Source organism: Methylosinus sp. DMC45, assembly GCF_056313885.1.
The window spans coordinates 16,470-39,732 of the sequence record NZ_JBQUZK010000006.1 but is presented as its reverse complement, the minus strand read 5'-3'; the positions used below and the strand labels follow the sequence as shown (position 1 = coordinate 39,732).

The window sequence follows — 23,263 nt, the reverse complement described above, 5'->3', positions numbered from 1 at the left end:
CTTCGACTTGTCTTGGCCCGGAGTGGCGAGCGCAGGGCGGCGCTCGACGTCGATGACGCCTGAACCACCACGCCGATGGTCCACGATCTTGCGTCCAGGCGCCACCATGATGTATCAGTGTCACCATTGGACGGCGCAGTTGCCGGATAGGGTTTTTCGGTAGAATCAACATGTTACGTGTCTATTGGTAGCGAATCCCTCCTCCGCTACCATTTGTCCGCCGAACGGAATTCCTGAGTCGAAATCAATAGCTTGCGTCGGGGTAGCGAGTCTGAGCCTCGACTCGGGACCGCGGCCTGCTCTCGGTTGCGCTCGAAAAATTCCTCGGGCGCGAGAAGAAGCGTCACGGCGACGATCGCGCGAGCGGGCTGGCCTCGTCGTCCCTTTACGTCATCGGCGACAAACCCGTTTCCGAAGTCACGAGGCGCGAGCTCGCCAAGATCGACCTCGCTCTGCCGGATATCCCCACGCGAACGATCGTGACGTCTTCTCGCCGGAGGAGGCGATCAAGCTCGTCGACTTGCCGCTCTTCACCGGATGCGAGTCGTTGTCGCGCGTCTGGAACCCTGGCGAGCTGTTCGTTCAGGACGCTCGCTATTGGGGCTATGTCCTCGCTCTCGTCACCGGCATGCGTCCGGCCGAGATCGCGCAGATCCGCTGCCAAGATCTGATCGCGATCGAGGACGAAGGCGAGCTCGTATGGTTCGTCGACTTCACCGACCGAATGATTGGGATAGCAACGGCGCGGCGCCACGGCTGCGACGCGCCTCGATGGAGGAGGCTAGCGTTCCTCGTTGGCCGCGCCCAAGGGCCGAGTGGCGCCAAAAAGTGGCCCCTGGCGTCGCGCTCTAAAGGCGGCATTCGACAAGCGCGCAACGAGGCGGAAGCCGCGCTATCGCCGAATTCGTGACAATTTCGACCACTGTCAACGCCCAATAGCCTCCGTAGAGGCCATGCGCGTCGGAAATGCCATCTTGAAGGTCGCGCCTCCGCCGATCGTATCCTCGATCCAGATGCGGCCGCCATGGGCCGCCATCAGCTCTTTCCCGATCGCCAGGCCGAGGCCGCTTCCGGTCGCGTCGCTGCTCTTGCGCCAGAAGGGCTCGAAAACTCTGTCCCGATCCTCGGGCGCGACGCCGGCGCCATGATCGACGACCGATACCGAAGGCCCGTCATCGACGATGACCATGATCGCCCCGCCCGACGGTTCCGCCCGCAAGGCATTGTCGATGACATTGGAGACGATCGACTCGATCGCCATGCGGTCGCCTCTGATCGTGACGGGCGCGGCGGACGCGACGAAATCGATCTGTCGATTGCTGCGATAGGCTAGGAGAAGCGCGTCGGAGACGATGGCTTGCGTCGTCTCCACGAGGTCGAACCGCTCGAAAGCATCCTCGGCGTGAGCGCCGATGCGGGAGACCGCGAGCAATTGCTCGACGATGTTGCGGATGCGCCGCGCATCCCGCTTCAGATCGGTCTTCAACGTCGGCTCCTCCGGCGCGTCGAGCCGCGCGCTCAAAATGGCGACCGGCGTGCGCAGCTCATGCGCGGCATTGGCGGTGAAGCGGCGCAGAACCATGGCGCCGTCGTCGAGACGCTGCAAAGCCTCGTTGAGGGCGGTCGCCAAAGGCGTGAATTCCTCGGGACATTCTTCGTCCGGCAGGCGCTGATGCAGAGAGTCGAGATCGATCCGCGTCACCGCCTCGGCGAATTCATGGATCGGCGCGAGGCCGCGCTGCACAGAGAACCACATAACGACCACGCCGAACGCCAATGGAGTGACGAGATAATAGATGTGACGCCAGGACTCCTGCACGAAGGCCGAGACGATGTCGGCCCAGCTCGTCTTATGTCCATAGACCAAAATCTGCAGACGTCCGAAAGGCGTGTCGCTCTTTTGCACGATTACTTGATCGTCGGGCGTCTCGCTTCGCGGGAGCGAAAGCTGCATCCAGTTCGGCTTGTAGCGCAGCAGGGCCGAAAAATCGGCGGCGAGCGCGGGGGACGAGCCGGGAGCGGCCCATTGCCGCTCCGAATCGAACACGGCATAGCGCAGGTCGGGGTTCTTCGCCGTTTCCGCGCGGAGGGCCGCACTCTCCCTTATGCGAATATAGCCGTTCTCGTCGCGCTCGAGGGAGGCGATCAGCAGCTGCTGGGTGCGCGTATAAGCATAAGAGCGCAGATAATCGTCGCTCGCTCCGAGCACGCCATAGTGATCGAGAAACAGCGAGACGACCCAGCCGAAGGCGAAGGCCGATATTTGCGCGGCCACGAGACTCTTCAGAAATTGCGTCGAGAGCGACCGGCGCCGCGTCACGCCGAATCCTCGGTCAGCATGTAGCCGATGCCACGCGCTGTCAAAATCGTCACATTCGCGCCCGGCGACGAGAGACGCTGGCGCAAGCGCGACACGAGCGTGTCGATCGCATTGGCCTGCACCTCGTCTTCCGAGCTGAACACTTCGTTGAGCAGCGCCTCTCGCGTCACCACGCGATTGGCGCGTCGGATCAGCGCCTCGAGCAGATTGAGCTCGCGGCGGCGCAGGGGCAAGGGCTTGTCGTCGATGGTGAGCGCCCGTGTCTCGGGATCGAAAGAGAGCGCGCCGACGCGGATGGGCGGCAGAACGGCGCTCCCAGGACGCCTCAGACAAGCGCGCACGCGGGCGATGAGCTCCTCGCCCTGAAAGGGCTTGGTGAGATAATCGTCTGCGCCGGCCTCGAGGCCGGCCACTTTGCTGGTCAGCGAGTCGAGCGCGGTCAGCATCATCACGCGCGCGCCGGGGCGAAGCGCTCGAATGCGTGGAATGAGCTCGGCGCCGTCGCCGTCCGGCAGGCGCCGGTCGAGCAGATTGAGGTCGTAGACGAACTGCCGCGTCGCCTCTTCCGCCTCACGGATCGACGTCGCATGATCGACCACGAAGCCCGCGCCTTTGAGCAGGGAGGACAGGAGCCGCGACATGTCCGGCTCGTCTTCCACCAACAGGATTTTCACTGGACGCCGCTCCAGCTTTTCAATCGCCCGCCCTGCTCCGAGGTCGTAGCATGGCCGGATTGTTGCCGTAAAGCCACAGTCCGTCAGAAGAGCTGCGACGGTGGGACTTTGACAGACTGATGATAGGTCGCCTCTCTAGCTTTCGCCATAATCGATGTGGAAGCGGGGGCGGATGACGAAGCGCAGGACCGAGCGAAGGACGAGCCGAATTCGGTGCGCGTCACTGCGTGCGACGATCATCGGCGCCCTGGCCTTCGTCCTGCTTATCCAAATCTTCGCGGCCGGCGCCGCGCTCGTGTCCAAACACACGTCCGAACACACGATCGCCGCTGGCGGAGCCATCGAGCGATTCTGCGCCGCAAACGAGAGCGGCCATGCGAAGGCCGATCACAGCCCGAGCTGCATGCTGTGCTGTGGCTGCCGCGACGCCACTATTCTGCCCCCGCGCGAGCCCGGCGCCGTCGCCGCACTGCACAGGTCCATCGCAAGCGCGTCGAGCATGCCTTTCATCCGCCGCGCGCCATCGCTCGCCCCAGAAAGTGGATGGGCGAGTTCCTGGTCCTCGCAGGCGCCGCCCGCCCGCTCCTGACAAATCGATACGAGTGGCGTTCGCGCCGCACTTCCCTCGATCCGCGTGGGCTCGACGCACCGCGCCAGGAGCAATGACAATATGATTCGCACAACGCTTTCACTCGGCGTCTCTGCCTACGCGCTCGGCATCGGCATCCTTACTACCGCAGCGTCGGCGCAGGAGGCCTTGCCGACGATCGATATCGGATCGTCGAGCGCGGGGTCGCGCACGACCATCTCCTCGCCAGCATCCACAAATCAGACGGGCTACGCGCGCTCCACAAGCTCCGCCGCCACCAAGACTGAAACGAAGCTTCTCGATACGCCGCAGTCGGTTCAAATCATCCCGCACGAAGTAATCGAGGACAAGCAGGCCATCAGCCTCCAAGAAATCGTTCAAAACGTATCGGGCGTTCAATTAGAGAATAGCAGCAATCCTTACGATCAATTCCTAATTCGTGGCTTCAGCAACGGATATGGAAGAATCAACCGAAACGGCCTTCGCATGGAAGGCCTGATCGGCGCGACCGAAGCGGCGTTCACAGATCGTGTCGAGATTGTGAAAGGGCCGAACTCTATGCTCTATGGCCGCATCGAGCCCGGGGGTCTCGTCAATGTGGTGACGAAACGCCCGCAGGAAGCGTTTTCAGCGAATGTCAGCGAGGAGTTCGGCAGTTGGGGGCTTTCCAGAACCGTAGCCGACGCGACCGGGCCGGTCGATGACGAGAAATCGGTGCTCTATCGGCTCATGGCCGTCTACGACCATGCAGATTCCTTCGTAAATTTTGATCATCGAGACAATGGCGCGGCCGCTCTATTCCTGACCTTCAGGCCGACGGAAAGGTTCGAAGCCAATGTGCAGTTCGAGCATTATCAAAAGAAAATCGCGAGTGACGGCAGCTGGATTCCCGTCGACGCGCGAACCGGTCGGCCGTTCGTTCTGCCGAGAAGCTTCAGCATGGCGGATCCATCCAAATGGTCGGACTTTCCGACGGTCGTGCATCGCACCATCTACGCCTTCGATTGGACATACAAATTCGACGAAGACTGGAAAATCGTCAACCGCTTCAATTATGTCGACAATGACGAGAATCAGAATGGGCTCGGTTTCGGCGGCTTCGACGGCGTCAACATCAATCGGACGCCGTGGATGGGCAACATCAAGCGAGCGATGCTGAGCGCGAATCTCGACGTCACCGGCAAGACGACAACAGGACCGTTCGATCACAATTTGCTCGTAGGGGCGGACTGGTTCAGCTATCAAGATGACCTTCTGAATTCACCCAGCAGCTATGACGGTCTCCCGCTCAATATCTTCGCGCCCGCCTATGGGAATGTCTCGGCAGCATGGCGTCTCGTCGCCGACTCCGGGCGCTCGAATGTGACGTGGCGGACGCGATCGAAGAATTTCGGCGTCTATGCCCAGGATCAGATTTCGTTCTGGGATGACCGAGTTCACCTTCTCCTCGGAGGTCGATGGGACACTGCCGACCAGCATTTCGCGACTGTTTACGGGGACCCGTTCGCGTCGTGCTATCCGTATTGCACCGGCTATCCATTGAAGCGCAATGCCGACACCACTCCTCTTTCGCCGAGAGCCGGACTCGTCTTCAAAGTTGACGAAACGACGTCGCTCTATGGCAGCTACGTCCGATCTTCGGGAACCAACAATGGCTATACGAGCGACGGCTCCGTCATTCCTCCAGAACGAGGCCTGCAATGGGAAGTCGGCGCGAAAAAGCAGTTTTTCGATGGTAGGGTCATGGCCTCGGTCGCTCTGTTCGATCTCAGAAAAAAGAATGTGCTGCAAGCGGACCCGCTTCGGCCGGGCGTTAGCGTGCCTGTCGGCGAAGTCACGAGCCGCGGCGTCGAATTCGATATCTCTGGGCAGATCACCGATAATCTCAATGTGATCGCGTCCTATACCTTCGACTCCGTGAAAATCACCAACGACAATAACAACGGCAATGTCGGCAAGCGCTACTACGGCGTCGCCCCGAATGTCGCCAATCTTTGGGCCAAATGGGACACGGCGCCCGGAGCCGCGGAAGGATGGGAGTTCGGCGGCGGCTTCTACGCCATGGACAATCGGTGGGGTGACAATGCAAATAGCTGGTTCATGCCCGGCTACATCAAATTCGACGCCATGGGCGCCTATCGGACGACGCTTTTCGGACATGGCGTGACTGTGAGGCTCAACGTCAAGAATCTCACGGATCGGAGATATTTCACCAACGCCGGCGGCTGGGTCCCCGCCGCGCAATATGGTCAGCCTCGCACATTCATGGGCGAGATCGCTTTCAAATGGTAAGCCTCGAGCGCGCTCGCTCCTTGGCGCGTTCTCACCCAATCGTTCGAAGAGGCGGCATGATGCGTGCAATCTTCGTCTTACTGCATCGCTGGGCGGGACTCGCCATGGCGGCATTTCTGATCCTCGTCGGAATCACGGGAAGCATTCTCGTCTTCCTGCCGGAATTGAATCACTGGCTGACGCCGAACCTCTATCCCGGCCCGAGCGGCGGCGCGGAGCTCTCAGCCAGCGCGCTACTGCGCCGCGCCGAGGAGCTCACGCCGCAAGCACGCCCGACGCGAATCTTTTTCGCGGCGCCCGGAACGGCGATCGTCTCCTTCGAGACGAAGCCGGGCGCGCCGGAGATCGACGCTCTCTATCTCGATCCAGTCAGCGGGGACGCGCTCGGCCGCGTGAAGCAGAAGGGCCTGCCGGAAAGCCTCGGTGATGTCTTGCCTTTCATCGACCGTCTGCACTGGTCTCTGGCGCTCGGCCCTTGGGGCGAGTGGCTGCTCGGCGTCGTCGCTCTCACCTGGACGATCGACTGTTTCATCGCCTTCTATCTCACCCTGCCCGCCAATCTCCTGCGCCGGCGCGGCTTCCTCGCGCGCTGGAAGTCCGCTTGGCTCATCAAGCCCGGCGCCTCCTTCTATCGGCTCAATTTCGATCTGCATCGCGCGAGCGGATTGTGGCTGTATCCGCTGCTGCTCGTTCTCGCTTGGTCGGGTGTGTGCTTCGATCTCAATGTCGTCTATCGCGGCGCCATGGGCCTCGTCTTCGATTTCGCGCCGCCGATTTGGAAGCGCGAGGCTCCTCCCGCGTCGGATCGACGCGAGCCGCTGCCCTTCGAAGAAGCCGAGCGCATCGTCCGCGATCTGATGGCGGAGCGCGCCGCGCGCGAAGGCTTCACGATCGATCGCCGCACCAACTTTTCTCTCGATCGCGAGACCGGACTCTATGTCTATGGCGTTCATAGCAGCCGCGACGTCGGCGAGAAATATGGCGGGACGACGATCGCCATCGACGGCTATACGGGCGCCGTGCATGGCTTCCAGGCTCCAACCGGCGGCAAGGGCGGCGACACCGCGACCGAATGGCTCGTGGAACTGCATATGGCCAATGTGTTCGGCCTGCCCTATCGCATTCTCGTCTGCGTCGCCGGCGTGGCGATCGCTCTGCTCTCCGTCACCGGCGCGATCATTTGGTGGAAAAAGCGAGGCGCCCGTCGACTCCACGATAAACGGAGTGAGCCGGCGCTCGTCGACGGCTAGGGCGTTGGACGACGAGGGTCTCCTATCATGTGGCCCGTCTACCTCTGGCTTCGAGAGTGGTCCGACGTTGGGGTCAGGCTCCGCAAAGCCGCCCTTCATTGCGTCCGCAAAGGGTCAGAGTTCCTCGTTCGCTTTCAGCGAACGGAGAGGTCGCGCGGATTTCGTTGAAAAACTCTGCCGTTGAGCGTCGCAGGTTCCTTCGGAGGCATTTTTCGAGATTTTGGGCGGTGTGATCTTCGCCGGGGCGGCCGCGCTTTGCTCCCTGATGACAGCCGGCCGGCTCGTTATGCCCGGCGGGCGACGATAATCGGCGACAACGAGTGCGATCGGATGACAGCGGTCGAAGGGGGACTGTCAGGAATCCTGTGTGCGGGGCCGGGTTCCCATCATGTTCGACGAAGCGATCGTCGAACATGATGGCGAATTGATTTTTCGCCTCGCACCATTCGCGAGGCGCCATGTTCCACTCTCCCGCGACTTGGCGCAAGACGAGATAGAGGAGCTTCAACGCGGCGTCATCGGTCGGAAAATTTCCTCTCGTCCGCACGGCGCGCCGCAGCTTCGCGTTCAAGGATTCTATGGCGCTCGTCGCGTAGATGATCCGCCGCACCGCGATCGGAAACACGAAAAATGGGATGACCTGCTCCCAATTGCGCCGCCAGCCCTGCGCGAGCGACGGAGATTTCTTGCCCCAATGGCCGCCGTCGAAGGCCTCCAGAGCTTCGCGAGCCGCCTCCGGTCGGGGCGCGATAGATCGTCTTCAGCGCGGCGGCGATCGCCTTGCGGTCCTTGTTTGAGGCGAATTCCATCGAGTTTCGAATGAGATGCACGATGCAGATCTGAACGGTCGTCTGCGGAAACACCGCATTGGTCGCCTCCGGAAAGCCCTTCAGGCCGACGACCACGGCGATCAGAATGTCGCCGACGCCGCGGTTCTTCAGCTCGTTCATCACCCGAAGCCAGAATTTGGCGCCCTCCGAGGTTTCGATCCAAAGCCCCAGAATATCCTTGGTTCCGTCAGGCGTGACGCCGAGCGCGACATAGACGGCTTTGTTGCGAACCAGGCCCTCATCGCGGATTTTGACGCGCAGGGCGTCGAAAAAAACCAAGGGATACATCGCCTCGAGCGGCCGGTTCTGCCATTCGGCGACAGCCTCTAGCACGGCGTCGGTGACCGTCGAAATCAGATCGGGCGAGACTTCCAGAACGTAGAGCTCGAGCAAATGGCCCTGGATCTTGCGCACCGTCATGCCGCGCGCATACATCGACACGATTTTCTCGTCGAAGCCGGGAAAGCGCCGCTGATAGCGCGCGATCAGCTTGGATCGAAGCTCCCCTCCCGGTCCCGCGGGACCCTGATGTCGATCTTCGACGTCTCGGTCAGCACGGTCTTCTTCGAATAGCCGTTTCGGTGGTTCGCCTTGCCCGCCGCCGCTTCGCTCTCGAGATGGTCGTCCATCTCGGCGTTCAGAACCCGTTCGGCCAATGCCTTCTTCAGCTCGTCGAACAGGCCGTCCTTGGAAAAGACCGCCTTCGGAGCGCGTCCCGACAGCAACTGATCCAGTGTGTCCTTCTTGATCGCCATAGCCCGCCTCCTGCGGTTCTACTATGGCCCCGCACACAAGATTCCTGACAGTCCCGTCGAAGGCGGACTCGGCGATGGGCGCGACGAAGATCGCCGGGTCGGCGCCGTCGCAAACCTCGATCCGGCACATGAGTCTGCTACTCGCCGGCCATCGGCTCCAGCGGCTTACGCGCCGCTCCGCCATGCGCATCGCGGAAGCGCCGCGCTTTCCTTTTCCTCCACCAGATATAGACGCCGGTGACGGAAAGCACGCAGATCGCGAAGCCCATCACGCAGACGAGAATTTTCATCGGCATGCCGAAGATGGAAGCGGTGTGGAGACGCGCGAGCCATCGATAAATCGAATTTCCCGCTTTCTCAGCGGAGTCTCCCGGCCAGGTCGCTGCGCGCAGAGAGCCCGAGTTGGCGTCGAAAACGACCATCGCTCGCGCATTCGCTGCGATCTCTGGCGAACTATGCGCGACGAGAGCGTAGACGCCGCGGCTGCGGTCAAAAGAAAGAAGCGCCTCGCTCTCGATAGAAAAACCCGCTCGACGCGCCTGCTCGTCGAGCAGCCTGCGCCCGACGACGCGAGCCGCGCGCCAGTCGAGAAGCGGCGCGTCGAGCGGTTCGGCCCGCGCCGGCAGAGCGGCGGGAAGCTCGGCGAAGCCGAACAGCGCCTTCATCGTCGGGCGATAGACCACGTCGAGATTGAAGCCGACGCCCGACCAAGCGAAGACCAGCAGCATCGCCCAGGTCCATAGGCCGAAGGCGCGATGAATGTCGAAATTGACGCGATATGCGCCGCCGTCGATTTTGATCCGCCAAGCCGGTCGCCACCGATCCCACAAGGATTTTGCAGCATGAGACGCGTTACTCCGGTCTCGCCGCCGCGGCGGCAAGGTGAGGTAGAAGGCGACGAAACAGTCTATCGTCCAAATGAGCGCGGCGACGCCGAGTAGATAGCTTCCGAAGCTTCCGGTGAAGGCCGGCAGGGCGAGCGTGTAGTGCAGACGATAGAGGAAAAAGAGCAAATCTCTCCGATCGAGCGAGACGACGCCCCATGTGCGCGTCCCGAGCCTCATTCCCGTATAAGGGTCGAGATAGAGAAAGATCAGCGCAGCGGATTCGCCTTCCCCTTTCGTCCAGACGCGGGCCATGTAGGAGCGGCCGGGCTCGATCTCGAGCGACGCATCGTCGATGCGCGCGCCCGGATAGAACGCCGCAGCGCGCTCTCTCAGCTCGAGGGGATCGAGCGCCGCGGCGTCGCGCGCCGCGACGGTCAGAAGGTCCGGATTGAGCCAGACATCGATCTCGTCACGAAAGGCGAGGACGCTTCCCGTGGCGCCGACGATGACGAGAAATCCCGCCATCGCCAAGCCCGCCCAGCGATGAACCCGCACCCAGAAGGCGCGAGACATCGTCAAAACTCCATGCGGATGGAGCCCTTGAATGTCCGCGGCGTTCCGACGCCGATCTGGAACTGGCCTCGGTTGCCGGTGGGGTAATAGCGCGTGTCGGCCAGATTCTCGACATTGAGCTGAGCGGTCAGCTTGGTCCCGTAGAGATCCCAGCTGTAGGACGCGAGCAGATTGAAGATGGCGTAGCCGGGAACATGATAGCTGTTCAGGCTGTCGCCATAGGATTTGCTGCGGGCGTTGACGCCTCCGCCGAATTTCAGGCCCTTCCAATCGCCGTCCTGCAGCTCGTAGGTCGTGAACAGATTGCCCATATGACGGGACACATCGGCCGGCGTGAAGCCGGTGAAGCCCTTGAAGCTGATCGTGTTGCCGAGTGGATCGCTGATAACGCCTTCGTCCTTGGCGACGATCGAGTCGATATAGGAATAGCCGCCGATCACCTTCCAGCCCGGCAGGATCTCGCCTGCGACATCCAGCTCCACGCCTCTATTGCGAATTTCGCCCGTCGCGATGCGGTAGCCGAGAGCGGCTCTGGTCGGATCAGGGTCCGGCACGCCGACATGCTGCTTGATGAGATTGTAATAGGCCAAAGTCGCGATGACGCGCTTGTCGAACAGCTCGGTTTTGACGCCGACCTCCCATTGCTGGGCAGTCTCCGAAGGCAGAATTTGCTGTGTCGGCCCGGCGGGACCGGAGAGACCGCCGGCGGAGCCGAAGTTTTCGAGATAGCTGCCATAGAGGCTCACTTCCTCGATCGGCCGCCACAGCAGGCCGAAGCGCGGCGTGACGCGCTGAGAGTTATTGCCCAGCTGTTCGCCGTTTCCGTCATAGGCGTTCGAATGCGTGATGGCGCGATCGTAGCGAGCTCCGGCCAACACGAACAGATTGTAGGGAAGCTTCAGCTGATCCTGAACATAGAATCCGTACCAGTCTTCTCGGTTGATCGAGGTCCAGCCGGGAAGGAAGCTATTGTATTGGCTCAGATTGGTCGGCGTGACGCTATGGATCGGAAACAGATAGTCGATGTTCGACTGCCGAATTTTCGATGCGCCGAAAAACGGATTGAACGCCCGATTGGAGAGGTAATCGCCGCCGACCAGCACCGAATGCTCGACGCCATAGGTTTCAAATCTTCCCGTGAGATCGAGATTTAAATTCACGCTGTCTCGTACGCCGCTATTGGCGATCGCGACGCGGCTCAATTGCGTCGGCGAATTGGCGGCGAATCCGACCGGAACCACCAAGTAATTGTCCGAGTGATAGACGATGCCTTCGAAGCGATTGGTCAGCGTCCAATCCTCCGAGAATTTATGCGAGAAATTGTAACCGTATTTCACGGTCTCGACATTCATCGAGGAGTTCGGATCGTTGAACGACCGCTCGCGCGGCAGAAAGGCCGCCGGCCCCACGCCAAACACCAATGAGAGCGGATCGTATTTGGTGAATCCGAATGTGCCGACATCGAAGGGAATGGCTTGACGGCCATATTGCAGATTGAATGTTATTTGCGTCGCGGCGTCGATATTCCACCGCACGACCGGCGAGACGAAGTAATTTCGCGAATAGTTCGTCTCGTGAAAAGAATGCTCTAGATCCGCCTCCGCGGTCAGCCGATAAAGCAGCGTATCGTCTTTCGTCAGAGGACCGGTGGCGTCCAGCGTCGTTCGGTAGGAATCATACGAACCGATTTGCTGCTGGATGACGTAATGCGGAATCGCCTCGGGCTGCTTGGTGACGACATTGACGATGCCGCCCGGGTCCGCGCGGCCATAGAGGATGGAGGCCGGCCCCTTGAGAACCTCGACCTTCTCGACATTGATCAGTGACGACGTTCCGGGCAGGCCGCTCTGCAACCGCAGCCCATCGGTATAGACATAGGGGGTCGTGAAGCCGCGGATCTGAAATTGATCATTGCCGCCGATATAGCCGGAATCGAATGAGCGAACGCCGCTGACATTGTCCACCGCGCGCGCCAGCGTCGTCGCCTGCTGATCCAGCAGCACCTGCTGCGGCACGACTTGCACCGAGACCGGCGTCTCCATGATGGACGTATTGGTCTTGAGCGCCGTCGTTGCGCTTTCGGGGTGGTAGCTGGTCTTTTCCGCCTCGGCGCGCGCAGACTGCGCTGTTGGCCGCACTGGCCCCGCCGCAGCGCCAATGTCAATCGCCGGCAACGATTCCTGCGCCAGAGCGGGATGGATCGAGGACAAGGCCAAGAGTGCGCCGGCGGATGCGCCGCGCAACAGGAAGGAACGAAGCATAGGAATTTCTCCATGCGCGGCGATCTACCGCCCGCGCGAACCGAGACGAGGTGGATTTGGCCCTTCGGCCCTCATTCAGCCGGTCAGGAGAAATATGGCGGCGCCTGTGACGACCAGGAACTGGCCCAGCCGGTGGGTGGGCGAACCCGCGCCTCACGCAGCCGAACGGGGGCGGCGAATAGCCGCCGAGGCGTGAACGCCACGCTCGCCGGCGTCAGGCTGGCGACCGCAGCGCCGTCGAAATCGCGCGCGCCGCAGAGGACGCAGCACTGGGCGTGATCCCCGCTATGCGCGGGCGGCGCATCGCCCCTATGCGAGTCGGCGACGCAAGGCGCGTCACCGACAGAGACGACTGAAGCCGCCGCGCCGCGCCGCGCGAGATGCGTGATCGAAGAGGCGACCGCGGCGAGACTCTGGAAGACGAAGAGGAGCGCCAGAACGCCGACGAGGATCGAGCGCGCCGAAAACGCCGAAAGTCGGCGCCTTTCCGCTCGCTGGCCCACTCGTGCGATCATCATGACTGCCCACGTCCCAAAAGACCCGTTCGGCCAACGCCATAGCATATGTTGCGATCGGCTTTCGCCGGGCGGCGCCGCGGGTCGTGAGCTCGAGCATTAAGATGGAAGTGTCGCGGGAACCTCGCAGGCCGAAAAATACATAAAAAAGGCGGAAGCTGTTGCAAAAGCGCCACAGTTTCAGAGCGGGCGCCCTCCCGCCGGGCGCTTGCCACCCGCGCCGTCTTCGCTATGAAATGCGTGACGCGCAATTCGGACGCATAGCGCTCGAGCCGCGCAATGTCGAAAGCTGGGAGCGGCGCCCATGCGAATACTTTTGGTGGAAGATCATGCGGCCTTGGCGTCGCAAGTAATGTCCAGGATCGAGCGGGCGGGCTATGGCGTCGATCGAGTCGGCACGAAAGAGGATGCGGTCGTCGCGCTCGAAGATCACGCCTATTCGCTCGCTTTGCTGGACCGGCGATTGCCGGACGGCGATGGAATCTCCCTGATTGCGCTACTGCGAAAGAAACAACCGGCGATCCGCATTCTGATGCTGACCGCGCTCGACGCCGTCGACGATAAAATCGACGGATTGGAGGCGGGAGCGGACGATTATCTGACCAAGCCGTTCAACCTCGATGAAATGATCGCGCGGATTCGCGCGCATCTTCGAAAACACGGGGGCCAACCGACGCCGCCGATCGAGCTCGGGGCGCTGTCCCTCGATCTCGACCAACGCACAGTGTCGATCTCCGGTCGACCCGCTCTGTTCTCGCGCAGCGAGCTGATCCTGCTCGAGACATTGCTGCGGCGCGCCAATTGCGTCGTTTCGAGAGAGGCGCTCAACGCTCAGCTCTACGGGAACGGCCTCGAGACGCAGGACCATGCGCTGACCTCGCAGGTGTCGCGCCTTCGCGTTCGCCTGACCCAATTGAAAGCCGGCGTTGAAATCCATTCGGCGCGCGCGCTCGGCTACATTATTCGCGAAATGAAAGCGAATGAGGACGAGGCGTGACGCATGCTCCGTCGCTCGCCTTGCGCGTCACCGTTCTGCTCACGGCCGCGCAGCTTCCTGCATTCGTGTTCGCTTGGATCGTGATGTTCGTCCTCGGACTCGCCAAGGTCGGCGGCTTCAATGCATCTTTCGATGAAATGGCGTCGGTACGCGTGACCACTCTCGTGAACGGGTCGTTGGTTCGCGGAGAAGACGGTCTGGGAAAAATCGAGCCGACGCGCGAATTACGAGCCGAAATCGAGCGCGTTCCCGGCCTGCTGTTCGCCGTGTTCGATCCGGTGCGGATGCAGCCTCTCGCGGGCTCGTCCCCGCAATTGGTCGCCAAATTGGCGAGCCTCGCCGAGATAAGGGCGGATCATCTGCATTTTACCATGGGCGACGAGCAATGGCCCGGCGGCTCTGGTCATCTGATGTTTCGCGATACGTCGATCGGATTGATGCAGGTCGCGCTATACGGACAAAAATTTCGGCCGCAGGACATATTTTTCTCCCTCGAGAATGATCTCGCCTGGGTCAGCACCTATCTGATCGTCGCCATGCTGACGACGTTCGGGCTCGCTTGGATCGTCGTCAGGCGCGGCCTGAAGCCCTTGCGAGCGGTCGCCGGCGAAGTCGCCCGCATCGACATGAACTCGCTACGCCAGCGTTTGCCGACGAGCGGCGTTCCCATCGAAATAGCGCCTTTGGTCGAGGGAATGAACGAGGCGCTCATGCGCCTGGACGCGGGGGTCGAGCGGCAACGGCGCTTCACCGCCAATGCGGCGCATGAGTTGCGCACGCCGCTCGCCATAATGCGCGCGCGCCTGGAGAATGCGAAAGCGTCCACACTCAAGAGCGACTTGCTGGGCGAGGCGAGTCAGCTTCGGTCTATCGTCGAACAAATGCTGGTCGCCGCGCGGCTGACGGAGGGACAAATCACGCTCGACCAACGTATCGATCTCGAGCAATCGGTTCGACAAATCGTTTCGAGTTTTCTGCCGCTCGCAATGGATTGCAATCGATTCATCGATTTCGAGAGCAGCGCGGCGTCGGCGATCGCTCGTGGAAATCAGCGCGCGATCGACTGCGTCGTGACCAATCTCATCGACAATGCGCTGCGCGCCGAGCCGAAGAGCGGAACAATTTCGGTCCGCATCGACGATCACGGAGTCGTCGCGGTCATCGATCATGGAGAAGGCGTCCCGCCTGCTATTCGCGAAATGGTTTTCGAAGCCTTCTGGCGAAAAAACGAAACGACGACCGGCACGGGTCTGGGCCTCGCGATCGCCAAGGAAATTATGGACGCTCATGGCGGCCGCATCTGGGTCGAAGACACTCCCGGCGGCGGCGCGACGTTCAAAATCGCGCTGATGCGGGAATGAATGTCCGCGATTTAGCGACATAGGTCGCATCGCAATTCTGTCGTCGGTGAGATGAAGAGAGCAACGCGGTTGACGCGGCAAGTGCGGGTGGCGGCCGGCTGGGACGATCGATCCCGTCGCCGGCCCGTTGCAAAGTCGTGGGCTTCCGCGCGAGGCCCCACACTCGGCGGGAGACGCGCGCATCCTGATGATCGACGCCGATTCGCTCGGTGTCGCCCACGCCGGAGAGAGGCGGAGCGGGAGCCGACCCGATCAGACGAAATGGGAATGTCTGTTGTCTGCGTCACCGGACGTCGGCCTCGCGGACGGAACGAGTCCGCCTTGGGTCAAACTTTCACGTTCGCAGGGTGGCGCCGTCGCGGACCTTGTACCTTTTCAGAACAGCCGACTCGTCGAGGGTTCAATTTTCGGGAGCTCGAAATCGGGCGTCGCTGCCAGCCAGCATCTGCGATCGATTTGGCCACGGGTAGCCAGACCGCGCAGGTCATAGGAGACCAGACCGCCGCCCGATCCTGTTCTTGACCTCGTCCGCCTCGACTCCCAATTGGTCTGTCACGAGCTGCCATGCCGCGAGCAGGCGCGCGAGGCCCAATTCTACAGCGGGGCGCAGTGATCGTTCGATGTCTCGGACGTCGGCGTCGCTCACCGCATCCGTCAACAAGGACACTCGATATCGCTCTTCCTGATCGACCTGGACGAGAGTGATCCGTCCGTCGAGCCAGGCGAGCATGCCGAGCTGGAAAGACTCGACGAGCCTTTTGCCGGCTTTTGTCAATTTTTTTGCGGCGGCCGTCTCTAGCGCTAATCGCCGCTGCTCGAGCGCTGCCTCGGTCGCCGCGCATCGCCGCTCGCGTTCGGCCACGGCCTGCTCGGCGGCAATGCGTGCATTATCCGCGATCACCAGCTCCGATCGCAGCCGATCCAGCTCGTCGCTCTCCGAGCGGATGAGCGCGCGGGCCTTTTCGGTCTCTGCCTTGGCGGCGTAGGCTTCCGGCGACAAACGGTCTGGGCCGCGCGCCTGCTTTTCACAGCCGCGCTCGATAGTGGGGTCGAGGCGCGCTCGGACGAATTCCGTCCAACTATCCTGTAGAGCAGCGAATGTATTTCTTGTCTTGTATTGCGCCTGTAATTTCGTCAGGGTAGGACTGACAGACAAGAATTTCTTTCCGGTCTTGCTCGTCGTCATCGGCGCCACGAATACGTCGACCACCCCGGCGCCTTTTTCATCGAGATCCATTCTGGCGCTCAATAGCGACGTCTCTCCGAAAGTCTTCTGCACCCATGCGACAGCGGCGTCGAATAGCAGGCGATTGCGCGGATTCTGCGGGCCGCCTGTTTCCATCAGCCACCCAACACTGACGACGCAAATCAAATGCCCGACCGGCGCGGTGCCTCCGCGTTGGATGGCGCCTGTGGCGGCTTGCATGCGTCTCAGGTCCGCCAAGTAGTCAAATCGCACGCCGGCGGCATCCTCGCGCCATGGATTCGACGCAAAATTCAGGCTGCTTTCGGCATCAGACCGGACCCTGAGTTTAGAGGTGTCGTCGAGGCGATTGGCATGGTCGCTCGCCGCTTGGATCTGCCTGCCATTCTTGAGACGCGAGAGACGGACGGAAGCGAAGTGCACGGCCTAGCTCCGAGGTGCGGTGATCGGGTCCTCCCTCCCGCCGAGATTTGCGATCTCGTCGGATTTTGAGCCATTTTTATCCATCGCGCAGGAACTCGGGGATTTCGGGGTCGCTGCTCTGTGTCGGGCTCTCGATCGCGGGCGCCGCGCTGTTCATTCGCATCGCGAACGGCGGCTCGCCGTCCTCCTCGAGGGCCGGGGCCAGCGAGGGCGCCAATTCGCCGTCGATCTCGATATTGTCATCCGCGATGATCGGCGGGGCGTTGTCCTGCTGGAGTCGGTCGCCTTCCGGGGCATCCGCAGAGGTGGAAGGCGCCGGCGGGGGCGTGACCATCGTCGCGTCCGATCGCTGCGTAAGATAGACGACCGAACGAGGTCGCATGGTCGTCGCGAATCGACCATCGGAGCGAACGCCGGTAAAGGAGTGGCCGGCGACGCCGAAAAAAACGCTGACAGCTGGTAACTGGTAAAACCGGTAACTCGCTATGAGTTTTTCTCGCGGGCTGGCTTGGCTGATCGCGTTTTGCCGAATATCGTCACCAGCCAGAGCGCAGCGGCCTGCCCGGTCATTGCGAGGGCGGTCGGAGCTCGATCGAGCTCTGAATAGAATTCATTTCATCCTGAATGAGGGACGTGTATTTCGATGGACGCCATTGTTCATCCCGAAGACGAAAATGTCTCAGTATTTCAAAGCAATCTCCCGATCGCCGAAAAGCTCGATCGCGCGCGCATGGAACTGCTGGACCTCTCGGCGCGAAATCGGCTGCTCAACATGCCGCGTTCCGCCAAGGCGGGACGATCGCTCGAAATCGTGGATGAGAAGAGCGCCGAAGTCTTTCGCCTGCTGATACGAGAAGGCAAGGTCTTCACCTTCGTCGCCGGAAAGGCGGCGCGCGCGAGCGATGGCGAGCCGGAGGGGGAAAGCGACGAAATATCGGACCTCGCCCAGCCCGAAGACGATGTAGCGGATGAGCGCGGCGTGTTCACCAGACATTCCGACACGCGGCTCCAGACCCGGCTGACGCCGAAAGGGCTTCAGAAGCGACTGCTCGAGCTCTATTACGACGCGCGCACGCTCGAGGAGGAGCAGGGCGTCAACATCCTCTATCTCACGCTTGGCGCGCTGAAGTGGATCGATCCGAAGTCGGCGAACCCGCGTTTCGCGCCCTTGCTGCTCGTGCCGGTTTCTCTCGAGCGCGGCAATGCCGGGGAGAAATTCAAGCTTCGCTCACGGCCGGAGGAGTTCGCGTCGAATTTGTCGCTTGAGGCCTTCCTCGCCCGGGAACATAGCATCCGCCTGCCCGATTTCGAGGCGTCCGAGAGCTTCGACCCGATCGCCTATATGGACGGTGTGGCGGAGGCGGTCGCCGAAAAGGCGGGCTGGGCCGTCCAACATGACGACATGGCGCTCGGCTTCTTCTCCTTCGCCAAATTCCTCATGTATCGCGATCTCGATCCCGAGATTTGGCCGGATCATGCGCGGATCAGCGATCGGCCGCTGATCCGCAGCCTGCTCACCGACGGCTTCGACGGCTCGGAAGGCATGATCCACGAGGACGCCAAGATCGATCCGTTCATTCCGCCCGCCGAGATGGTGCACATCGTCGACAGCGACAGCAGCCAAGCGCTCGCCGTTCACGAAGTGCGGCGCGGACGCGACATGGTGATCCAAGGGCCGCCCGGAACCGGCAAGAGCCAGACGATCGCCAACATCATCGCTTCCGCCGTGGCGGACGGAAAAGCGGTGCTGTTCGTCGCGGAGAAAATGGCGGCTCTGGATGTGGTGAAGCGCCGGCTCGACGCCACCGGCGTGGGCGACGCCTGTCTGGAACTGCATAGCAACAAGGCCAATAAGCGCGCTTTGCTCGAAGAACTGCGCCGCACATGGGAGCTCGGGGCGCCGAGGGGACCGGATGCAGGCTCATTGTGCGCACGTTTGACGGAAGCGCGAGACGGGTTGAACGCGCACGCCGCGAGAATGCACCAGCCCCATGCCGCGGCCGGGTTGACGCCCTATCAGGTGATTGGACAGCTCGTCCGCCTGCGGCTCGCAGGCGAAAGGCCTAATGATATCGAGCTGCAAGCTCCTGCGGAATGGACGGCTGATGGATTCTCGGAACGCCATGCGGTGCTTTCCGAGCTGGTCGAGCGCGTCGAGGCGATCGGCACGCCTGACGATCACATCTGGCGCGGCGTCGGGCTCGCCGCCGTCACGCCATTGGAAGTGGATCGCCTGACCACGCGTTTCGCGGCGCTCAGTGAACGGCTCCACGCGCTCGAGGCATCGCAGGTCGACCTCGCATCGATTCTCGAGCGCGCGCCGGCGACGACGCTCGACGAGCTTTCCCCGGTCATCGCGCTCGCTCGACGCATCGCCGCCGCGCCTGACCTTTCCGGCGCGGCGCTCGGCGCGACCGCCTGGGTCGACAATCGCGAGGCGATCCAAACGCTGCTGGTGAATGGCGCTCGTTATGCGAGCCTCCGAACCGATTTGGCGAGCGTCTTCCATGACGAGGCGTGGGAAACGGAGACCGCGCCGCTTCGCGAGATTCTGGCGCTGTTGCCGCCCGCCTTCTCTTCGGCGGCTTTCGAGCGCCTTGGGACTCTGGTCGCCATTGTCCCGCGCCTCGCCATAGAGGCGAAGGGGCTGGCCGACACAATGGCCTTTGCGACGCCGCTCACGCTCGCCGATGTTCGGCGTCTCATGCAGATCGGCGAGCGCGTCGTAGCGGCGCCGGTCGCGAGCGCCGAAGCCTTTGCGAATGATCTTTGGAACGATAACGTCGAGCGCGCGGCCGATCTCGCCGACGCCATTCGCTCGCTCGAGCAGGCGCGAGCGGAGATCGGCGCCAGCCTGTCGGATGCGGCTTGGACGATGGATTTGTCGGGCGCGCGGACGACGCTCGCTTATCACGGCGACGGATTCTTCAGGATTCTGAGCGGCGAGTGGCGACACGCCAACGCCTTGGCTCGCTCCGTCCTCCGTAGCCCGGATCAGCCATTGGCGGATACGCTCGCGCAGCTCGATGCGCTCATCAGGGGGCAAGCCGCCAAGCGGCTGATCGAGAGCGACGACGACTTCGGACGAAAAGTCTTCGCCTCGGACTGGAGGAGCGACCGTTCCGCTTCGGCGCCATTGTCGGCGCTCGTCGAATGGATGCGGTCACTGAAGGGGCTGGGCGATGAGCCGCGACGTGTCGCGGCGACTAATCCAGACCGCGAGATGATCGCATCCTGCATGGAGCGGACCGCGAAGCTTCTCGTCGAGGCGGCGCCGGTCGTCAAAGCGCTCTGGAACGAGCTGCCGGAGCGCGCCCTATTGTTCGGCGCGGCGCCGACGGCGGACAGGGCCGAACTCGCTCCTATGCTCGATGCAGCGAGAGGATTCCACTCCGCCGACCGAGCCGTGGCGGCGCTCGAGAAGGCCTCGTTCACCATTCTTGCTGTTCGGCTGGATATGCTGGCTCTCATCGCAGAAGGGCGCGCATGCGCCGAGGCGCTGGCGTCGGGTGAGACGCTCGGCGGCTCGGCCTTCGGCGTGGCTTGGCGCGGCAATACATCCGAGTGGAACATGCTGAAGAGCGCCGCCGACTGGATCGACGGCAACGGCGACATTCGGCTCTTGGCGAGTCGGATCGAGGATCGGCGAGCGCTCGCCGATCGGGCCGATGCGATCGAAGGAGACCGGTCGTCGCTCGTCGCCGATCTCGACGCCGCATTCACGGCGATGTCCTTCGACCTCCCAAGAGGTTTCGGGTCGGCGACCATCGGCCTCGTGTCGCTCGAAAGTCTGCGACAGCGGCTCGGCGATTGGGCTGCCGGCGGCGAGCAATTGTCCAAATGGGTCGCCTATCGAGATCGCGCGGAGCGAGGCCGAGCGCTCGGCTGCGCAGAGGTCGTCGGCCGTCTGGAGGATGGCAGGTTGAAGGCCGGCGAGGTCATCCCAGCGTTCGAGATGGCCTATTTCGAAGCCGTCCACGCGGATCAGGTGCGTCTGGCGCCGGAACTCGGTCGGTTCGACGGAACTCTGCATGGCCGCAAGGTGCGCGAGTTCGTCGATCTCGACCGTCAGCGGATGGCGATGGCCGGCCTCGAGGTCGTGCGCGCGCATCACAAGCAGATTCCCCCTCGGGACGGCGGCTCCGTCGGTCCTTTGGGCGCGCTTCGCGCTGAAATTCAGAAGAAGCGCGGTCACATGCCGATCCGCAAGCTCATGGAGAAGGCCGGGCCGGCGGTGCAGGCGCTCAAACCGGTCTTCATGATGAGCCCGCTCTCCGTGGCCCAGTTTCTCGTTCCGGGCGTGTTCGACTTCGACCTATTGGTGATGGACGAGGCGAGCCAGATCCAACCTGTCGACGCGCTCGGCGCCATCGCGCGCGCGAAGCAAGTCGTCGTGGTCGGCGATCCGAAGCAGCTGCCCCCGACAGCCTTTTTCTCGAAAATGACCGGCGCCGTCGACGACGACGACGAGGATGACGGCGGCCGGGTCGTGGACATAGAGAGCATCCTCGGTCTATTCACGGCCCGTGGCCTGCCGACGCGAATGCTCCGATGGCATTATCGCAGCCGGCATCAGTCACTGATCGCGGTCAGCAACCGCCAGTTCTATGAGGGCAAGCTCTTCATCGTTCCGAGCCCCTATACATCCGAAGCCGGCATGGGATTGCGCTTCCATCACATAGAGCAAGGATTGTTCGAGGCCGGCGCCTCCCGCACCAATCAGATCGAAGCCAAGATCGTCGCGCAGGCGATAGCCATTCACGCGCGCGAGCATTCGAATCTATCACTCGGCGTCGTCGCGTTTTCGGTCGCTCAGCGACGCGCGATCCTCGACCAGTTGGAGCTCATACGCCGCATATTGCCGCCGGAGACGGAGGCGTTTTTTCAGGCGCATCATGCGGAACCGTTTTTCGTCAAGAACCTGGAAAACGTGCAAGGCGACGAGCGCGACGTGATCTTCATCTCGGTCGGATACGGGCCCACGACGCCAGGAGGCCGTGTTCCGATGCGCTTTGGACCGCTCGGCGCGGAAGGCGGCGAACGGCGCCTGAATGTGCTGATTTCTCGCGCCAAACAGCGCTGCGAAGTCTTCGCCTCATTGACCGACGAGGATATCGAGCCGGATTTCGCGTCGACCCGCAAGGGCGTCTTCGCCTTTCGCCTGTTCCTGCATTATGCGCGGACAGGGAGGCTGACCTTGGCGGAGAGCACCGGTCGCGACCATGACAGCGTGTTCGAGGAGCAGGTCGCCAAGGCTCTCCAGGCTCGCGGCTATCAGGTTCACCGTCAGGTCGGACTCGCAGGCTTCTTCATCGATCTCGCCGTCGTCGATGAGGATCGGCCTGGCCGTTATCTGCTAGGGATCGAGTGCGATGGCGTCGCTTATCACGATTCCCGCTCGGCGCGCGACCGCGATCGGCTGCGGCAATCGGTGCTCGAAAGTCATGGCTGGACCATTCATCGAGTCTGGAGCGCAGATTGGTTCCAACGTCCGACCGAGCAGCTCGACCTCATCATCGCCAAAATACAAACGGCCAAGGAGGAGCACGACGCTACGACCACGAGAGCGACTCGCGCGGCGCCGGTCGACATCGTCACGATCGAGCGGGAGGACGTCACAGAGATCGGCCTCGTTCCCGTTGGCGAAGAGTCTCAGAGTTCGAGCGACGCCTATATCGAAGCGGCGTTGAGCCGGCCCTCGGCTTGGGCCGGTGAATTGCACGAAGCGCCGATCGGTATCCTGATCGCGCTCGTCGAAGAGGCGGTGCGGATCGAAGGTCCCGTTCATTCTGACGAAGTCGTCAGTCGTATTCGCGACGCTTTCGGTCTCAAAAGAGCGGGAAATCGTATTCAGCAAGCAGTCGAAGCGGCGATTGGCGTCGCCGTTACGACCGGTCGGATCGAAAAGTTAATCGATTTCCTGTCGGCTCCGAATTCGCCCATCCGCGTTCGAGATCGAAGCGCCGCGATCTCTCAGACACTACGACGCGCGGACATGCTGCCGCCCTCCGAAATCCGCGCGGCCGTCATCGATGTCGTGCGCAACAATTTCGGCGCGACATCGGATCAGGTCGTGCAAGCGGTCTCCCGGATGCTCGGTATCAAATCGACCAGCGCCGCCGTGCGAGACGTCATCCAAAAGCAGATCGACGATGCGCTCGAAGGAGGAGTGCTGACGATGCAGGCCGGCGTTCTCATGTGTGTCGTGGGCGATGAAACGTCGAATGAGGAATTGGTTCGAGAAACATAGTGCATATCGGGCTTCACGCCTCCTGTATGCTTCCAACGAGAAAGCGATCACTCCTGGTTGCAATGTGGAGACGCCAACAATACGGCACAGAGTCTAGGCTCAGGACCTATTAATTTCGAGTGAGGCGTGATTCAAGGTCTCC

The 23,263-nt window shown here is 62.0% G+C and carries 15 protein-coding genes and 2 pseudogenes; 6 read left to right on the top strand and 11 right to left on the bottom strand.

Features of this window, described 5'->3' with window-relative positions; genetic code table 11:
* Positions 1-520: 520 nt before the first annotated feature.
* A complete protein-coding gene (locus ACT53T_RS02695) occupies positions 521-910 on the top strand; it encodes a hypothetical protein (protein ID WP_476159903.1) in 390 nt (129 codons plus the stop codon).
* Between the two features lie 15 nt (positions 911-925).
* Here the strand turns inward: ACT53T_RS02695 and ACT53T_RS02690 are convergent, their stop codons facing one another.
* The 3 genes from ACT53T_RS02690 to ACT53T_RS02680 form a co-directional block, all read right to left on the bottom strand.
* Positions 926-2,320, bottom strand: coding sequence for a sensor histidine kinase (locus ACT53T_RS02690; protein ID WP_476159902.1), 1,395 nt, complete (start codon positions 2,318-2,320; stop codon positions 926-928).
* The gene (locus ACT53T_RS02685; RefSeq protein WP_026191679.1) at positions 2,317-2,994 is read right to left on the bottom strand and encodes a response regulator transcription factor; all 678 of its coding nucleotides are present in this window, start codon (positions 2,992-2,994) and stop codon (positions 2,317-2,319) included. Before ACT53T_RS02685 ends, ACT53T_RS02690 begins: the two co-directional genes overlap by 4 nt.
* A gap of 220 nt (positions 2,995-3,214) precedes the next feature.
* Positions 3,215-3,370 (bottom strand): hypothetical protein, encoded by a 156-nt coding sequence (locus tag ACT53T_RS02680; RefSeq protein WP_476159901.1) that lies wholly within the window; start codon positions 3,368-3,370, stop codon positions 3,215-3,217.
* Between the two features lie 294 nt (positions 3,371-3,664).
* On the opposite strand from ACT53T_RS02680, the gene ACT53T_RS02675 reads away from it, so the two are divergent.
* A complete protein-coding gene (locus ACT53T_RS02675) occupies positions 3,665-5,875 on the top strand; it encodes a TonB-dependent siderophore receptor (protein ID WP_476159900.1) in 2,211 nt (736 codons plus the stop codon).
* A 56-nt stretch (positions 5,876-5,931) separates the two neighbouring features.
* A complete protein-coding gene (locus tag ACT53T_RS02670; RefSeq protein ID WP_476159899.1) occupies positions 5,932-7,125 on the top strand; it encodes a PepSY-associated TM helix domain-containing protein in 1,194 nt (397 codons plus the stop codon).
* A gap of 73 nt (positions 7,126-7,198) precedes the next feature.
* Here the strand turns inward: ACT53T_RS02670 and ACT53T_RS02665 are convergent, their stop codons facing one another.
* The 6 genes and pseudogenes from ACT53T_RS02665 to ACT53T_RS02640 all read right to left on the bottom strand — a co-directional run bounded on the left by ACT53T_RS02665 (position 7,199) and on the right by ACT53T_RS02640 (position 12,889).
* On the bottom strand, positions 7,199-7,633 hold the full coding sequence (locus tag ACT53T_RS02665) for a hypothetical protein (protein WP_476159915.1): 435 nt from the start codon (positions 7,631-7,633) through the stop codon (positions 7,199-7,201).
* A gap of 9 nt (positions 7,634-7,642) precedes the next feature.
* A pseudogene (locus ACT53T_RS02660) lies at positions 7,643-7,843 on the bottom strand (transposase); the annotation flags it as partial.
* Between the two features lie 79 nt (positions 7,844-7,922).
* A pseudogene (locus ACT53T_RS02655) lies at positions 7,923-8,710 on the bottom strand (IS256 family transposase); the annotation flags it as partial.
* A 137-nt stretch (positions 8,711-8,847) separates the two neighbouring features.
* Positions 8,848-10,110, bottom strand: a complete 1,263-nt coding sequence (locus tag ACT53T_RS02650) for a PepSY-associated TM helix domain-containing protein (protein WP_476159898.1) — start codon at positions 10,108-10,110, stop codon at positions 8,848-8,850.
* Positions 10,111-10,112: 2 nt separating this feature from the next.
* The gene (locus tag ACT53T_RS02645) at positions 10,113-12,371 is read right to left on the bottom strand and encodes a TonB-dependent siderophore receptor (protein WP_476159897.1); all 2,259 of its coding nucleotides are present in this window, start codon (positions 12,369-12,371) and stop codon (positions 10,113-10,115) included.
* An 83-nt stretch (positions 12,372-12,454) separates the two neighbouring features.
* Positions 12,455-12,889: a hypothetical protein gene (locus ACT53T_RS02640; protein WP_400766480.1), complete on the bottom strand. Its 435-nt coding sequence runs from the start codon at positions 12,887-12,889 to the stop codon at positions 12,455-12,457.
* 301 nt (positions 12,890-13,190) lie between these two features.
* On the opposite strand from ACT53T_RS02640, the gene ACT53T_RS02635 reads away from it, so the two are divergent.
* Both ACT53T_RS02635 and ACT53T_RS02630 read left to right on the top strand, forming a co-directional pair.
* Positions 13,191-13,883 carry a response regulator transcription factor gene (locus ACT53T_RS02635; protein WP_400766482.1) on the top strand — a complete coding sequence of 231 codons (693 nt, stop codon included), beginning with the start codon at positions 13,191-13,193 and terminating at the stop codon, positions 13,881-13,883.
* Positions 13,880-15,244, top strand: coding sequence for a sensor histidine kinase (locus ACT53T_RS02630; RefSeq protein ID WP_476159896.1), 1,365 nt, complete (start codon positions 13,880-13,882; stop codon positions 15,242-15,244). The genes ACT53T_RS02635 and ACT53T_RS02630 overlap by 4 nt, the downstream gene beginning before the upstream one ends.
* A 484-nt stretch (positions 15,245-15,728) precedes the next feature.
* Here ACT53T_RS02630 and ACT53T_RS02625 read toward each other — a convergent pair whose 3' ends face one another.
* On the bottom strand, positions 15,729-16,871 hold the full coding sequence (locus ACT53T_RS02625; protein WP_476159895.1) for a plasmid recombination protein: 1,143 nt from the start codon (positions 16,869-16,871) through the stop codon (positions 15,729-15,731).
* A 76-nt stretch (positions 16,872-16,947) separates the two neighbouring features.
* Complete coding sequence (locus tag ACT53T_RS02620) at positions 16,948-17,253, bottom strand: hypothetical protein (RefSeq protein WP_476159894.1); 306 nt, start codon at positions 17,251-17,253, stop codon at positions 16,948-16,950.
* A gap of 261 nt (positions 17,254-17,514) precedes the next feature.
* Here ACT53T_RS02620 and ACT53T_RS02615 point away from each other — a divergent pair, with 261 nt between their 5' ends.
* A complete protein-coding gene (locus tag ACT53T_RS02615; RefSeq protein WP_476159893.1) occupies positions 17,515-23,121 on the top strand; it encodes a DUF3320 domain-containing protein in 5,607 nt (1,868 codons plus the stop codon).
* The last annotated feature ends 142 nt before the right edge of the window (positions 23,122-23,263 follow it).

What these genes read in the sequence shown, in the direction of transcription:
- ACT53T_RS02680 (WP_476159901.1), bottom strand. Translation starts at nt 3,370, where the DNA reads ATGGCCGCTCTCGTTTGCGGCGCAGAATCGCTCGATGGCTCCGCCAGC.
- ACT53T_RS02675 (WP_476159900.1), top strand. Translation starts at nt 3,665, where the DNA reads ATGATTCGCACAACGCTTTCACTCGGCGTCTCTGCCTACGCGCTCGGC.
- ACT53T_RS02670 (WP_476159899.1), top strand. Translation starts at nt 5,932, where the DNA reads ATGATGCGTGCAATCTTCGTCTTACTGCATCGCTGGGCGGGACTCGCC.
- ACT53T_RS02650 (WP_476159898.1), bottom strand. Translation starts at nt 10,110, where the DNA reads ATGTCTCGCGCCTTCTGGGTGCGGGTTCATCGCTGGGCGGGCTTGGCG.
- ACT53T_RS02645 (WP_476159897.1), bottom strand. Translation starts at nt 12,371, where the DNA reads ATGCTTCGTTCCTTCCTGTTGCGCGGCGCATCCGCCGGCGCACTCTTG.
- ACT53T_RS02640 (WP_400766480.1), bottom strand. Translation starts at nt 12,889, where the DNA reads ATGATGATCGCACGAGTGGGCCAGCGAGCGGAAAGGCGCCGACTTTCG.
- ACT53T_RS02635 (WP_400766482.1), top strand. Translation starts at nt 13,191, where the DNA reads ATGCGAATACTTTTGGTGGAAGATCATGCGGCCTTGGCGTCGCAAGTA.
- ACT53T_RS02620 (WP_476159894.1), bottom strand. Translation starts at nt 17,253, where the DNA reads ATGCGACCTCGTTCGGTCGTCTATCTTACGCAGCGATCGGACGCGACG.
- ACT53T_RS02615 (WP_476159893.1), top strand. Translation starts at nt 17,515, where the DNA reads ATGGACGCCATTGTTCATCCCGAAGACGAAAATGTCTCAGTATTTCAA.